General features: G+C 37.4%; 12 protein-coding genes. 2 read left to right on the top strand and 10 right to left on the bottom strand.

Annotated features, from left to right (window positions below; genetic code table 11):
* Positions 1-55: 55 nt before the first annotated feature.
* The 4 genes from H560_RS0114335 to H560_RS0114315 form a co-directional block, all read right to left on the bottom strand.
* Positions 56-574 carry a DUF2911 domain-containing protein gene (locus H560_RS0114335; RefSeq protein ID WP_027380687.1) on the bottom strand — a complete coding sequence of 173 codons (519 nt, stop codon included), beginning with the start codon at positions 572-574 and terminating at the stop codon, positions 56-58.
* Between the two features lie 34 nt (positions 575-608).
* The gene (locus H560_RS0114330) at positions 609-2,300 is read right to left on the bottom strand and encodes a sodium:solute symporter (protein ID WP_027380686.1); all 1,692 of its coding nucleotides are present in this window, start codon (positions 2,298-2,300) and stop codon (positions 609-611) included.
* Between the two features lie 100 nt (positions 2,301-2,400).
* Positions 2,401-4,905 (bottom strand): PIG-L family deacetylase, encoded by a 2,505-nt coding sequence (locus H560_RS0114320; RefSeq protein ID WP_027380685.1) that lies wholly within the window; start codon positions 4,903-4,905, stop codon positions 2,401-2,403.
* 291 nt (positions 4,906-5,196) lie between these two features.
* Positions 5,197-6,321 carry an alkene reductase gene (locus H560_RS0114315; protein ID WP_027380684.1) on the bottom strand — a complete coding sequence of 375 codons (1,125 nt, stop codon included), beginning with the start codon at positions 6,319-6,321 and terminating at the stop codon, positions 5,197-5,199.
* 145 nt (positions 6,322-6,466) lie between these two features.
* Between H560_RS0114315 and H560_RS0114305 the strand changes: the two genes are divergently transcribed.
* Entirely contained in the window at positions 6,467-6,889 is a 423-nt protein-coding gene (locus tag H560_RS0114305) for a winged helix-turn-helix transcriptional regulator (RefSeq protein WP_027380683.1), read from the top strand.
* A 232-nt stretch (positions 6,890-7,121) separates the two neighbouring features.
* Positions 7,122-7,427, top strand: a complete 306-nt coding sequence (locus H560_RS0114300) for a hypothetical protein (protein WP_027380682.1) — start codon at positions 7,122-7,124, stop codon at positions 7,425-7,427.
* Between the two features lie 143 nt (positions 7,428-7,570).
* Here H560_RS0114300 and pgl read toward each other — a convergent pair whose 3' ends face one another.
* The 6 genes from pgl to H560_RS0114270 form a co-directional block, all read right to left on the bottom strand.
* Positions 7,571-8,281 carry a 6-phosphogluconolactonase gene (gene pgl, locus H560_RS0114295; protein WP_027380681.1) on the bottom strand — a complete coding sequence of 237 codons (711 nt, stop codon included), beginning with the start codon at positions 8,279-8,281 and terminating at the stop codon, positions 7,571-7,573.
* Positions 8,282-8,298: 17 nt separating this feature from the next.
* Complete coding sequence (gene zwf, locus H560_RS0114290) at positions 8,299-9,780, bottom strand: glucose-6-phosphate dehydrogenase (RefSeq protein WP_027380680.1); 1,482 nt, start codon at positions 9,778-9,780, stop codon at positions 8,299-8,301.
* A gap of 4 nt (positions 9,781-9,784) precedes the next feature.
* Positions 9,785-11,203 (bottom strand): NADP-dependent phosphogluconate dehydrogenase, encoded by a 1,419-nt coding sequence (gndA, locus tag H560_RS0114285; RefSeq protein ID WP_027380679.1) that lies wholly within the window; start codon positions 11,201-11,203, stop codon positions 9,785-9,787.
* 226 nt (positions 11,204-11,429) lie between these two features.
* Positions 11,430-12,206, bottom strand: coding sequence for a phytanoyl-CoA dioxygenase family protein (locus H560_RS0114280; RefSeq protein ID WP_027380678.1), 777 nt, complete (start codon positions 12,204-12,206; stop codon positions 11,430-11,432).
* Positions 12,207-12,607: 401 nt separating this feature from the next.
* Positions 12,608-13,126 (bottom strand): hypothetical protein, encoded by a 519-nt coding sequence (locus H560_RS0114275; protein ID WP_027380677.1) that lies wholly within the window; start codon positions 13,124-13,126, stop codon positions 12,608-12,610.
* A 184-nt stretch (positions 13,127-13,310) separates the two neighbouring features.
* Positions 13,311-14,162 carry a helix-turn-helix domain-containing protein gene (locus H560_RS0114270; RefSeq protein WP_027380676.1) on the bottom strand — a complete coding sequence of 284 codons (852 nt, stop codon included), beginning with the start codon at positions 14,160-14,162 and terminating at the stop codon, positions 13,311-13,313.
* Positions 14,163-14,165: the final 3 nt, after the last annotated feature.

The raw sequence follows: 14,165 nt of genomic DNA, 5'->3' as shown, positions 1-14,165 counted from the left end.
TTTTCTTTTAAAACAGAAATCATGATAATTAGGTTTTCTAATTTCTCATTTACCTTTATTTTATTTCTACAGGAACTGAGATTTTATCCCAATCCATTGTGAATCCATTATTGTTTATTTTATAAACTAAATTTTCCTGTGTTGCTGGTAAAGCTTTTGTTTTTACATCTACACGTAAAGCATCTTTTGCCTGTTCGTATTTGTAAGCGCCCCATTGTTTGGCTTCTTTGTTAAAAATGGCAGTCCATGTTCCGCTTTCTTTAGGGATTAAGAAAAAGCTATATTTACCTTTAGGAAGTTTTTTACCCTGAACGGTAATATCTTTATCCGTTTCGAAGGTAGTCGCTTCATTGGCACCTGCACGCCAAACTTTATCATACGCTTCCAAACCACCCCAGATTGTACGTCCTTTCACGGAAGGACTGCTGTAGGCAATTGTAATATTTGCATCTTTAATTTTTCCTGTTGCAGTAGCCGGAGGGCTCGCAGGTTTTTTAGTTTCCTGTGCAAAAGCATTTACTGAAATCGTTATTGCAGCCAAAACCATGGTAGCAGATTTAATCATTGTTTTCATACTATTTTTATTTATTTGTTCTTGTTTTGTTCGTTTACGAATTTACGGCTTTCGGCTTATAAAATAGCAACCCGACTGCAGAAAATATAATAACTGCCGCGGCTCCAATTACATTGAGCCAAAGGAACGAAACGATATCAAACTTATAAACGGCAATAACCGCAATTTCTGATAAAATAGCAGCAATAAATACATTGGAACCAGTGATTTTTTTATAGTAAAAAGCAACAAGAAAAATCCCCAATATCGGGCCGTAGAAAAGAGAGCCCAATACATTAACCGCTTCAATAAGAGACCCCATCTGAGTCGCAAACATCGCAACACCAATTGAGAAAATACCCCATGCTAAAGTATGCAAGCGGCTGTACTTCAATTCGGTAGCATCATCTGGAATTTCTTTTCTGAATATCAAATGAACATCTTTTAATGAGCAGGCGGCAAGAGAATTCAACGCTGCCGAAATGGAGCCCCAGCTGGCCAGAAAAATAACGGCAAACAATAAGCCGATCATCCCGACGGGCAGTGTATTTTTCACGAAATAAAGGAAAATATAATTCGTATCTGTTTTTTCCGCATTATAGTTTGAATTGTTGATAGCCTCTTCTACTCTTCCATGGAGTTTTTTAACCTCGGTTTGTGTATTTTTAAAATCCTCAATTGTTTTATTAAGTTGAGGAGATTGAATTTCTTTCAGCTTTAGAATTTCTTTCGATTCTGCATTGAATTTTATTTGTAAATCCTGATGTTCTTTTTCAAAAACTGCAGCCTGTTCAGGTTTTGTTTCCTTTAAATGCTGATAAGATCTTTCGTTAAAATAAATAGGAGCCGGCTTCAGAGAAAAGAAAGCGAAAAGCAGAGCACCAATCAGGAGAATAGCAAACTGCATCGGAATTTTAACCAGTCCGTTCAATAGCAAACCCATTTTTGCATTGGTATTGTCTTTAGCAGTAATATACCTTCCAACCTGACTCTGGTCTGTACCGAAGTAAGAAAGTGCCAGAAAAAAACCGCCAATTAAGCCACTCCAGATATTGTATTTATCTTTCCAGTCAAATTCTGTGGTGATTACATTAAGCTTTCCTGATTTCCCCGCAAGATAAAGCGCATCCGTAAAACCAATTCCATTCGGCATATTTTGAATCAAAAGATATCCTGCAAAAGCCATTGTTCCCAAAATAATAAGAAACTGTAATTTTTGGGTGTGAGCGATCGCTTTGGCACCACCAACATAAGTGTAAATCAACAAAATTCCACCCGTTAAAACATTGGTTACATAAATATTCCAGTTTAAAACGCTTGATAAGATGATACTCGGAGCGTAAATGCTGATTCCTGTTGACAAGCCTCTGGAAAAAAGGAAAAGCAGTGAAGTGAGAACCCTTGTTTTTTTATCAAAACGGTTTTCCAGATATTCATAGGCCGTATAAACATTCAAACGCTGAAAAATCGGGATGAAAGTAATACAGATCACAATCATCGCCAATGGCAAACCAAAATAATACTGAACGAAACGCATTCCGTCTGTATACGCCTGTCCCGGTGCCGAAAGAAACGTAATAGCACTGGCCTGCGTAGCCATAATACCGAGAAGCACAATATACCACGGCATTTTATTATCTGCCTTCAGGTATGAAGCGTTGCTTTTTTGTCCACGACCGATAAATACGCCGTAAACAACCACTGCAACCAGTGTGAAAATGAGAACTGTCCAATCTATATTGCTCATGCCCAATATTTAGTAAACCAATAATAAAATGCGATCTGAAATATTAATGCAACGGCTAATAATACGTACCAGATGTTCCAGTTTTTAAGTTGATTGTTCATCAGTTTTTCTGTGCAGATAAAAAGTTAAAGAATAAACGTGCCGCCCCAACATTTCCCGCAGGCAGCTGTCTGAAAAATGCCAACGGTGTATAAATAAAATTACCTTTCCCGTATTTGGCATATAAAGTTGATCCCTGCAGGGGCTCTTCCCCTGTATCGTGCATTTCAAAAAGCGGTTCATAGGCTGCATCCCATTGATCAGGAAAATAGGCACCGCGCTCCTGTACCCAGCCTTTAAAATCGTCCGCAGTAATTTTGTTTGGAAAGTTCAGGAGTTTATGATTTGGATTTAAAAATGTAACCTCAGCATTTTCTTCGGTAACCCTCTTATTGGCGATACTGAAACTGTACATTCCCAATTGGTTAACGGTTGTATCCTGATTCGTGTTATACTGCATCACCAGATTACCTCCGGATTTTACATAAGACCATAAAAAAGGCATCCATCGACCCAGCTTTTTCTCTGTGTTATTGGCACGAACACCCAATACGATGGCATCATATTGCGATAGCTTGTTCTGACTGATATTTCCGTCAGATTCATTTAAATTACCATAAAAATCTTCGTCTTTCAGGACATCTACCTGAATACCTGCAATGCGCAGAAACTCAGGAATGAAATCACCCGCACCTTGTACATAACCCACTTTTTTAACCTTCACCTGAATATCACCTTTCATCACAATTACCGTTGCAGGTGCAAAATATTGTAAAAAAGGCAAATGCGGATACTGAATTAATACCTGTTTTTTATTGTAAGCTAGTCCATCTGCAATAAAATTAGCATCCAATTGCAAACGATTTGAATTAATAGAGGCAAGTTTAGCCTTTGGAATAATATAATCAACAGTAAAATCTTTCCCATTGATCGACTTTAATTCGCCGCCACCCAATTTTTCTCCGTTATACATTAAGTTTATTTTACCATTACTGAACTTTTTGCTGGAATTAACTTTAACATTTAAACTCAAATGTAAATCTTCATTTTCTTTAACTAAATAAAGAAGCTGTGTAAATTTCAATTCCAAGGCAGGAACGATGCGCAGGGCTTCGACCACATCACCACGCACAGGATCTAATTTTTTGAATGATAAAGGAAGTTTAACCTGAAACTTTTCCGAAGCGATTTTTAAATCAAGCAAAACATTCAGGGGTGATTCTGTCTCCGGCAAACCGACTAAAGTATCATTCGGAACAGAGAAAATTGCCGCGTTCGTGGCTGGTTTTGCTAACCAATACGGTTCTGTGAACGCTGCATCTGCAGGAATCTGAATGTCATGCTGAATGGTAATTAAGGAATCTTTTGAGAGTTTTCTGTTGAAGCTTTCTGACTGACCTAACCACTTTACATTTTCCAGAACGACAGGATTTTCAGCTCTTGAAATCAGATTTAATCTGAAATTATAGTTGTTCCCGGCAACAGCTTCAGCCTGATTGGTCACTACTTCACCCATAAATCCGGCACAGCTTAAAATGATATTATCAAGTGATTTAAGTTTATCCATTTTCAGGTCTGAATCTTGCAGTGCCATGATTTTTTTTCTTAAAGCAAGCAAAGCGGGCAAACTCAAGTCAGGTTTATTAAAATTGAAAGTGGAAATAATTTTATCTAATTCCTGATCAATATGAACATTTCCTTTTGCAGTCCACGTTTTAACTACTCCATCAAAAAGCGTTGATTTTGCAGGATCACCGGCAACGTGACTAAAATATTCAGTTTTGATCCCAGCTACAGACTGCGTTCCTGCACCCTGGCTTTTATGTAAACTTCTGCTTAATCCTGCCAGTTCACCATACCCCATCCCCAACTGAGCATCATATTGCCCAACGGTAACTTTCAATTGATTTTCAGCTGTCGTATTGATCCCACCGAAGCGGAACGTATTCCATAACATTCGTTTTGGCTGCCATGTATTTACATATTTCAGTTGATCCGGGAAAGCTGTTTTATCGCCCGCCAGCTTAAAAGCTTTTTCTGCTACCACAGCCGAAGCGGCATGTTGTCCGTGCCCTGCCGCAGCAGTAGGTGGAAAACGACAAATGATCACATCAGGACGGAATTTACGGATGACCCAAACGACATCAGCAACAATGCTGTCTTCATTCCATTGTTTAAAGGTATCGGTCGTATTTTTAGAGAATCCGAAATCAATCGCGCGGGTAAAAAACTGCTGGGCACCGTCTAATTTTCTTGCCTCCAAAAGCTCATGTGTTCTGATTAAACCCAATGCAGCACCCTGCTCTGTACCCAATAAATTTTGACCGCCGTCACCTCTTGTTAGTGATAAATAGGCCGTTTCTACATTTTGATCGTTGATTAGCCAGGAGAGTAATCCTGTGTTTTCATCATCGGGATGAGCCGCCAGATATAAAACTTTAGGAATATTTTTAAGGGTTTTGATTTCACGGTAAATTTCAGATGATTTTGAAGGTCGAACCTGTTGAGCCGAACAAAAAACCGTGTAAAAGCTAAGAATAAATACAGTGATTACTTTTTTGAACATTTGAATTTGCTTTGCGGGACAAATATAAGTAAATCGTTTTTCTTTCAATATTAAAAGAAAAAGCACTTAGCAACTCTAAACATTCTATTAAATTCTTCGTAAAATCTTATGTGAAGGTAAAAATAATCAAAGCAAAATAAAGATTAAACCAACTATTGTCGCATTCTCGATTATATTTTCCGCCGGGTTTATCAGAAAGACCAAAGCCTTTTAATATAATACCGAAAAAGAGATCCTGTAAAAAGAATCTCTCTATTTGTGCGTAATTATGTTCTCTGGTCTTTTATTAACTTATCTTTCAGATTGAGAATATTCTGCTTTAGGATACGTAATGTAGCCGTTTTCCCCACCCGAATAATATGTATCTCTGTCGCTTTCTGACAGAGGCCAATTATTTTGAAAACGTTCCACCAGATCGGGATTTGCAATAAAAGGCTCCCCAAAAGACACCAAATCTGCTTTACCTTCATTTAGAATTGCATTGCCACTTTCTTTTGAAAAACCTAAGTTAGCCAAGATTCTTCCACTGTAATTATTGCGGAAATGAGAGAAATAATCTTCCTGCAATGCTTCTACAGGCGTGCCCGATAAGTCTTCCGATGGTCCTACGATATGTACAAAAGCTAAATTGTAGTGCTCCAGTTTATTCAGGATATATTTGAATAAATCAATAGTTTCATCGTCGGGCGTCACGATTCCGACATTACTTAGCATGACAGGAGAAAATTTTATCGCAACACGCGTACTGTCCCAAACTTCTATGATGGCATCTAATATTTCAAAGACAATTCGGGAACGGTTTTCAATACTTCCACCATATTCATCAGTTCGTTTATTGGTGGCTGTACTAAGAAATTGAGGGATAAGCATTCCGACTATTGCATGTACCTCCATGCCGTCAAAACCTGCATCTTTTGCATTTTGAGCAGCTTTTTTATAATCCTGAATGGTTTTTTTGATATCAGCAACCGTCATTTCACGAGGGGTTACGGTATTTTTAAAACCTTCCGGAGTGAAAGATTGCGACTGTATATTAACTGCTGACGGCCCTACAGGAAGCTCTCCGTTCTGCAGATCAGGATGCGCGCCTGCACCAATATGTCCTAATTGCGAAAAAATCAGTCCTCCGTTATCATGAACAGCTTTGGTTACAGCTTTCCATCCTTCTACCTGCTCTTGGGTATAAATCCCCGGAACATTAATAAAACCTATAGATTGTGGATTTACCCAGGTACCTTCTGATAAGATGAGCCCGGCAGAAGCACGTTGTGCGTAATATTCCGCCATCACCGCTGTAGTTACCAAGCCGGGATTAGAAGCTCTTGCACGAGTGAGTGAAGCCATTACGACTCTGTTTTTCAGTTTTAAATCTCCTAGCTGATATTCCTCTAAAAGCGGCTGTGATGTATTTTTCATTGTTGTTTATTTTAAATTTTACCCTAACAAAGTTCAGCCAATAACAATAAAATAACAATATAGGAGAAATTAATGCTATAGGGATAAATTTATCCCTATGTATCTTTTGGGTATTATGAGTATTTTTGTTCTAAATTTCAATCTTATGTACGAAAAAAAGATTCCTCTTACGATTGACTGCGGCCTTCACCTGACCAGAGAAATACTCAACGGGAAATGGAAGCCGGCGTTACTCAATGCTATTTATATGGATGTGAAACGGCCGAGTGAAATTTTGAGAATACTGCCGGACGCCACACGCCGTGTTTTGAATGTACAGCTGAAAGAGCTTGAAGAGCACGGAATGATAGAAAAAAAAGTTTATCCCCAATTACCTCCTAAGGTAGAATATTCACTTACCGAGATTGGCAGGTCACTGATGCCTATTATTGATGCTATGAATGTCTGGGGAGATAAAAATCGGGATTTTTTAGAAAAAGTCATCGCTAAAAATCCAAAAATTAAGGAAATATCAAAGTCTCCCTGTGATCTTATTCCGGTAAAAACAACAAAAAAGGAAAGGATATAAAAAACTGAATAACTTTCATTTTAATCTTTATTTCCAATATAAAATTCTAGTATTGATGAGATAAGTGACATATTCGGTCAGAATTAAAGCTCATCAATCGGTTGAAGATTATTATACCTGAAAATAGAATATAATTAACAAGATCCATCAAAAATTAATAATCCGATTTTTGAAAATTGCCCTTAAATAAAGGTATAACTCAAAGTTTAATCAATGTTGACTTAATATCATTATGAAAAAAAACTTACACTTTACAGCATTAATCAATTATTATCATTCTGAAAAAGGCGGGCTCGTTTCTCCCATCTCATCTGGTTTTCGGTCGACATTTACATTTCCTTATGAATCGAAATCTTACACGGGATCTCACATGTTTGAAGATACAGAACTTATCTTTCCCGGAGATTCTGCTACGGTAAATATTAGTTTAATTGATGCTGAACCTTTTCTTGAAAAACTGTACGAAGGAATGGATTTTGAGATTTCAGACAGTTCAAAAGTCATTGGTAACGGAGTTGTTACTGCTGTTTTGTTCTGAAAAAACAGCGGATAAATTTATTTTTTACATAAAAAAGAGGCCCGGATAATCCAAACCTCTTTTAAATAATACATTACCGTAGTAACTGAGTTTTAACAATCTTAGCTGTTGAGATACCAGGTGAAACTATATATGAATCAACATCAGGCACCTGCTTCCCGGTCAGTAAAAACCTCAACGCTGCCTTTCTTTTCGATGAGCTGAAGCGGATATAATTCAGGATTGTATGCTCCGTTTAAAACTTCATTCAAAGCATGTTTTTTTGATGTTCCAAAGGTTACCACCAGTATATTTTCAGCTTTATTAATGATCGGCGCAGTAAGTGTGATCCTGAACATTTCCTGAGATTTCAGATAATAGGCATCTACCCATTTTTCTTTCTCATGCAAGATCTTTTCACCCGGGAATAAAGAAGCCGTATGACCATCATCACCCATTCCTAAAAGAATAAAATCAAAAATACCGTCACTGCCCAATACATTTCTGATTTGCGCCTCATATTCCTGAGCATAATCCTGAGGCTCGGTTCCGGTTTTATACATCTGAAAAATCTGATCTTTATTTACGGGAACATTATTGAAGAGTGTTTCAAAAGTCATTTTAGCATTACTTTTTTCATCTTCAAGGGGTACCCATCTTTCGTCTACCCAGAAAAAATACACTTTATTCCACTCTATTTTATCTGCATATTCTTTATTCGCCAATAAACTGAAAATGGCTTTCGGAGAAGATCCGCCACTTAATGCAACAACAAATTTGCCGTGCTTTTGGATAGATTTTTCTGAAAGTTCTACAAACCTATCGGCTGCCTTTTTATATAAGCTATCCAGTGTATCAAATATTGTAATATTCATTTTATTTATTATTAAGTTTAAACCCATTCATGACCCTGTCTTTCTACCAGCGCATTGCTGTCATCAGGGCCCCAGCTTCCGGCTTCATAGTTCGGAAAAGAGAAATCGCTATTTTTTTCCCAGGTTTCCTGAATGGTTTTGACAACATCCCAAGCTTCCTCTACCTGATCCGAACGCATAAATAACGTAAGATCACCCACAAGCGCCTCCAATAAAAGTGTCTCATAAGCTTCTGGAGTATCAGTTTGGCAGGCAAAATTATCAAAGATCATTTCTACCGGCTTCAATTCTAATGAAAGGCCTGGTTTTTTTGACATAAACTGTAATCTGATATCCATCTGCGGCTGAATATTAATAATTAACCGATTAGCCGACAGAAGCGATGTACTTTCCGAAAACGTAGAATGCGGAAGAGGCTTAAACTGAATTGTAATATAAGAATGCTTTTCCTTCATTTTTTTCCCTGTACGAACATAGAAAGGAACATTTTCCCATCTTTCGTTATCGAGATAAAACTTGATGGCTGCAAAGGTTTCCGTATTGGAATCAGAAGCAATACCTTCTTCCTGACGATAGCCGCTTACCTTTACACCATTTACTTTTCCTCTTCCATATTGGCCTCTCACGGCATAATGATCTACTTTATCAGGAGAAATTCTTCGGATTGATTTTAAAACATCCACTTTACGGTCTCTAATCTCTCCAGACTCCAGTGAAATCGGCGGCTCCATGGCAACCATGCAGAGAATTTGTAAAAGGTGATTCTGAATCATATCACGCAGAGCACCCGTCTGCTCGTAAAAACTTGCTCTGGTCTCAACTCCCACTTCTTCTGCAACAGTAATCTGAACAGATTCTATATGCCTGTGGTTCCACAAAGGCTCGAAAATTGAATTTCCGAATCTGAATGCTAAAATATTTTGAACCGTTTCCTTTCCAAGATAATGATCTATACGATAAATCTGCTCTTCCTTAAAGGTTTCAGAAAGAAGATTATTAAGCTCAATGGCAGACTCTTTATTATATCCAAAAGGTTTTTCAATAATAATCCGGTCTTTTGCCGAATCTGAAGCTATTGAGGTATTCTTAATATGATTTGAAATAACCGATACAAAGTTCGGCGCAATGGACAAATAGAAAAGCCTGTTGCCGCGCATGCCGTAAACGTGATCAAAATTTTCCAGCTTATGAAATAAATTCTGATAAGACTTTTCCTCATCCAGCTGATGCTGAAAATAAGTGATATGCGCCTGAAAACCAGCCCAGTCTTCCGGTGTCACAGTCCTTCTTGAAAAGGTCTCCATATTTTCTTTAATATACGACCTGAATTTTTCATCTGTATTTTCAGCCCTTCCTAAAGCTAAAATATTAAAGCCTTTAGGCATTCTGCCATCGACATATAAATTATAAAATGCAGGAAAAAGCTTTCTTTTTGCCAGATCTCCTGTTGCTCCAAAAATGATGATAGTAGTTGGATGCAGGATTGTATTGTCACTCATCCGATTAGTTATTTAAGTTTTGCCATTGGGTGTGAAAAATTCCTTCTCTGTCAGTTCTTTGATACGTATGTGCTCCAAAATAATCACGCTGAGCCTGGATAAGATTAACAGGTAAAGTATCTGTAGTGTACGCATCAAAATATCCCAGCGCGGACTGGATTGCCAAGCTCGGAATACCATTTGAAACTGCAAAAGCGGCTGTTTTTCTTAAAGAGCCGATTTTAGAATTTACAAGTTCAGAGATTTCATTATTCAATAAAATATTTGACAGGTCCGGGTTTTGAGTATATGCCGAATAGAATTTTTCCAGTAAAACAGAACGGATGATACACCCTCCCCTCCAGATTTTCACAACATCTTTTAAAGGAATTTCAAACTGATATTCTTTAGACGCTTTTACCAATAATGCCAAACCTTGTGCATAGCTGATTAACGTAGCCAAATACAATGCTTCACCCACCTCTTTGATGAATAATTCAGTATTTTCCGGTGCTGTTATTTGGTTTTTGGGATATAATTGGGATGCTTCTGTTCTTTCTTCTTTATAAGCTGATAAAATCCTGGAAGTGACTGCGATATCAATTGTGGGAATAGAGACACCAATTTCCATTGCCTGCTCAGAAGTCCATTTTCCTGTTCCTTTCGCTCCTGCTTTATCTAAAATCTGATCGATAAGAAAACCGTCTGTAAGCTCATCTTTCTGCTGAAAAATATCTCTTGTGATTTCTATAAGGAAGGAATTCATTTCGCCTTCATTCCATTTTTTGAAAACTTCGTAAAGCTGTTCATTGTTCAGATTTGCTCCTTTTCTTAAAAGATCGTAGGCCTCGCTGATCAGCTGCATAATCGCATATTCAATTCCGTTGTGCACCATCTTCACATAATTTCCGGCAGAACCTTTCCCCATATAAGCAGTGCAGGCTTCTCCATTAACTTTTGCTGCGATCAGTTCCAACATAGGCTGAACGGTCTTAAATGCTTCCAGATCTCCTCCGGGCATGATACTGGGTCCTCTTCTTGCCCCCTGCTCACCTCCGGAAACCCCCATTCCCATGAAGTGAAGGTTTTGAGAAGCTAAAGCAGCAATACGTCTTTCGGTATCTTTGAAATAAGAATTTCCGGCATCAATTACGATATCTTTTGGACTCAAAAGCGGTGTTATACTTTCCAGAACAGCATCTACCGGTGCTCCGGCAGGAACCATTAGAATAATCTTGCGTGGAGTCTCCAGTAAGGATGTGAATTCTTCCAAAGAAGCTGTTCCCTTAACCTCTGTTCCCGAAGTGGCACCTTCATGAAGTGCATTTACTTTTTCATTATCCAGATCGAATCCCGCTACACTAAAACCGTTATCAGCAATATTGTAAAGCAGATTTCTTCCCATTACACCGAGCCCGATAACTCCGTAATTATACTTTTCCATTCTTACTTAAGATTATTTATTTTTTTACTGACCAAATTTACGGAAATGCAGATCAGTAAAAAAATTATGTGAAACTTTCTTTCAATCATTACAGTAGTTGCTATCAACTGAAAATAATCCCGTCTTTGTCTCAAAAGCCAAATGGCGCCACCTTTCTCAAAGCAGCGCCATTTTTAATTGGTTCTGTAATCAAACATCGCAGAAGTAAATTACAGATTTTTCTTTATCAATCCAATGCCAGGCGAATGGCCTGCTCAACAGGTGAATAGACACTATCATTTGAAATGTTTAATTCACCTTTTAAAAACAATGGTGGCTGCGCCATAAATCTGGGGACTGCTCCTTTGTGAGACTGGGCTGAATGCACCAGAAAAGGGTGGCATAAATATACAGTTCCTGCCTTGCCTATCGCAAATATTTTTTTTCTTTCCGGCAGATTATCAGATTCATTAGCAATTTGTAAAAATGAGAGACCTTCATCCCCTTTATCAGCCAAAAGTCGCGCAATATCCATATGAGAACCCTCATAAATGACCGTGGGTGCATCATTTTCACTTACATCTGAATACAATGCCAGCATCAGTAAAGCTCTTCCTTTTGATTTAATGTTTACACGCCATTCAAAATAATTATTCGGATCTTTCCCCGGAAAACCTGCATCTACATGCTTTCCTGTATCATTCGACTGACTGGCTGATGGAAATCTTACAGGAAATGCTCCAACGCTCTGGCAGGGAACCCATCTGTCTTTTCCCACTAACTGATTATAAATTGAATGTAATTTTGCTGTGTTCAGCGATTTGACAAAAGGTGGCTGAGAGTGCATCCCCAACCAGATGACCGGTTCTGTCCAGGTTTCCGGGTTTGACCTGTCAAAAGGGATTTCCTTCCATAAAATATCCAATACCTCATCCGCAATTTCCTGTGAAAATGCATGATCAATACGAATAAAACCATTTTGTACAAAATGTTCTATTTCAGTTATATTTAAAAAATCTGACATAAAAAATTGAGTTTAAAACTAATGAAAAGACACCAACTACAGCTGGTCTCATTAGTTATGTTAAAAGTATATGAAGAACAACGCCAATAAATTGTATTAGCGAAATGCTTAAGAACTAAGCGCAAAGGGTTTTATAACATTACTGTCATTGTCATATTGCAAAAATAAAAAAAATCTACATAATGATCAATTGAGAGTGAACAACATTGCCCGTAAAAAGGACAGATGGCATTTCAAAAAAAGCAGACCATCAGCACTTATTACATTGATTCAAATATTCCAAAAATTTTATAAAAAAGAGGTGGTGTAGTAACATTACCTCTTTTAATATGTTGAAAACTTCTTTCAGCATTCAATTTAAATTTTGTGAAACATTTACAGTTAAAATCTTGCAAGCACTTTTAATTCCCGCTGTCTCCTTCCACACTTTTTGGCAAATACTTATTGATTTTCCTCTGCTTCCTGAACTGCAGAACAGAGCCTATGATAAACAATATAAGAATGAAAAGAATGGTTTTTCCAATTAACGGATCTTTCGGGCCATTGGCTAAAGGATGCCCGACAGGAATACGGGTAAATGTTTCATTAACGGTAGGAAGTAATGACAGAAAAAAGCTGAATGACAAAAAGAAGTTTTCAAAAAAACGGGAGCGGTTATTTCCCTGTTTCCTCGAATAAAGAAAATATGCAGCCAGGATCAGCACTACAATGATCAGAGAGAGAATATGGCCGGGATTGATACCTTTAACACTGGATAGGCCCAAAGCAGTTAAAGAAGTAACCAAAGTACAATAAAAATAGATTTTTCCGGACAGCCCGCTAAGATCTATTTTTCCATTTTTTATTAATGATATAAAAGCTGCAATGATGGCTGCAATGCCTATAACGGTATGAAAAATACCTAATTGTGATAAACCCATAACTTTAATTTTAAAAATTTGATTAATTAAATTGACATTGCAAAAATGCAATTCAAAAAAGAAAATGGGTTTGGCGATAAGGTCAATTACTTGGTAATATGGTTCAATATTTTAATGCCTGAAGAAGAAATCCGCAGATTGGTTTGTAAAATAGCGGAATATAGCAGGTATCAAGCTATTCAGCTCATCCTTTTTTGTTTTCTAACCGGTAATTTGTTGGTGAAATATTGTATTTGCTATGGAAGCTTTTGGTAAAATTAGCCGGGTCATTGAATCCGCAGTCAAAGGCAATATCAGAAATCCTTTCTTCTGAAATTACAAGCAATTCCGCGGCTCTTTCCAGTCTTCTGTTTTTAATATAATTTCCCGGAGAATCATGGTATATTTTTTTAAATTCTCTTTTAAATGAAGATACGCTTAGGTTAGTTTTTTCTGCAAGCTCCTGTACACCGGCCTGCGAAAACAGATGAGCTTCTATAATTTGTTTGAAAGTATATCTGGCCGGGGAAAATAACTGCGACAGTATCACCTGTATTGTTTCTGCATCCTGGGTCTGTGATAATAAAAGAACAATTTCCTGTAGCTTGAGGATTAAAATCTCTTCGCTCGTCAATGACGGATTTTCAAAATAAAATAAAAGCCCTTCAATATATTTTTGTATCAAAAAATCATTATTAATCACACTTCTGCATTGGTTGGTCACCTTATTATTTGTCCGAAAAATAAATGGAACTTCCCTGTCATAAACTGTTTTTAATACATCTGGATGAAAAGTGACAATTACAATTTCAGTTTCGATGTCCGGATTGATATCAAGAATCTTCTTTTTGGAATCGATGCAGTTCAACAGGAGTGAGTGTCGGTTAGGAATTTCCAAATGGTCATCTTCAGACTGATACTTCATAGAACCTTTCAGCATATATAAAAAGCAGGCCTGTTCTGCTTCCGGGAAAGCAAACTCAAAAGGTGATTTTAAATCTATTTTCTGAATAAATGTTTTTCCAAATAGATCAATTCTTTTATAATCTGTAACCATTTT

The organism is Chryseobacterium daeguense DSM 19388 (assembly GCF_000430825.1).
In the GTDB taxonomy this organism is placed as follows: Bacteria; Bacteroidota; Bacteroidia; order Flavobacteriales; family Weeksellaceae; genus Chryseobacterium; species Chryseobacterium daeguense.
This window is presented reverse-complemented; position numbering and strand designations above follow the sequence as displayed.

Excerpts from the sequence above, each read along its gene's own strand:
- H560_RS0114335 (WP_027380687.1), bottom strand. The coding sequence starts at position 574 with ATGAAAACAATGATTAAATCTGCTACCATGGTTTTGGCTGCAATAACG.
- H560_RS0114330 (WP_027380686.1), bottom strand. The coding sequence starts at position 2,300 with ATGAGCAATATAGATTGGACAGTTCTCATTTTCACACTGGTTGCAGTG.
- H560_RS0114320 (WP_027380685.1), bottom strand. The coding sequence starts at position 4,905 with ATGTTCAAAAAAGTAATCACTGTATTTATTCTTAGCTTTTACACGGTT.
- H560_RS0114315 (WP_027380684.1), bottom strand. The coding sequence starts at position 6,321 with ATGAAAAATACATCACAGCCGCTTTTAGAGGAATATCAGCTAGGAGAT.
- H560_RS0114305 (WP_027380683.1), top strand. The coding sequence starts at position 6,467 with ATGTACGAAAAAAAGATTCCTCTTACGATTGACTGCGGCCTTCACCTG.
- H560_RS0114300 (WP_027380682.1), top strand. The coding sequence starts at position 7,122 with ATGAAAAAAAACTTACACTTTACAGCATTAATCAATTATTATCATTCT.
- pgl (WP_027380681.1), bottom strand. The coding sequence starts at position 8,281 with ATGAATATTACAATATTTGATACACTGGATAGCTTATATAAAAAGGCA.
- zwf (WP_027380680.1), bottom strand. The coding sequence starts at position 9,780 with ATGAGTGACAATACAATCCTGCATCCAACTACTATCATCATTTTTGGA.
- gndA (WP_027380679.1), bottom strand. The coding sequence starts at position 11,203 with ATGGAAAAGTATAATTACGGAGTTATCGGGCTCGGTGTAATGGGAAGA.
- H560_RS0114280 (WP_027380678.1), bottom strand. The coding sequence starts at position 12,206 with ATGTCAGATTTTTTAAATATAACTGAAATAGAACATTTTGTACAAAAT.
- H560_RS0114275 (WP_027380677.1), bottom strand. The coding sequence starts at position 13,126 with ATGGGTTTATCACAATTAGGTATTTTTCATACCGTTATAGGCATTGCA.
- H560_RS0114270 (WP_027380676.1), bottom strand. The coding sequence starts at position 14,162 with ATGGTTACAGATTATAAAAGAATTGATCTATTTGGAAAAACATTTATT.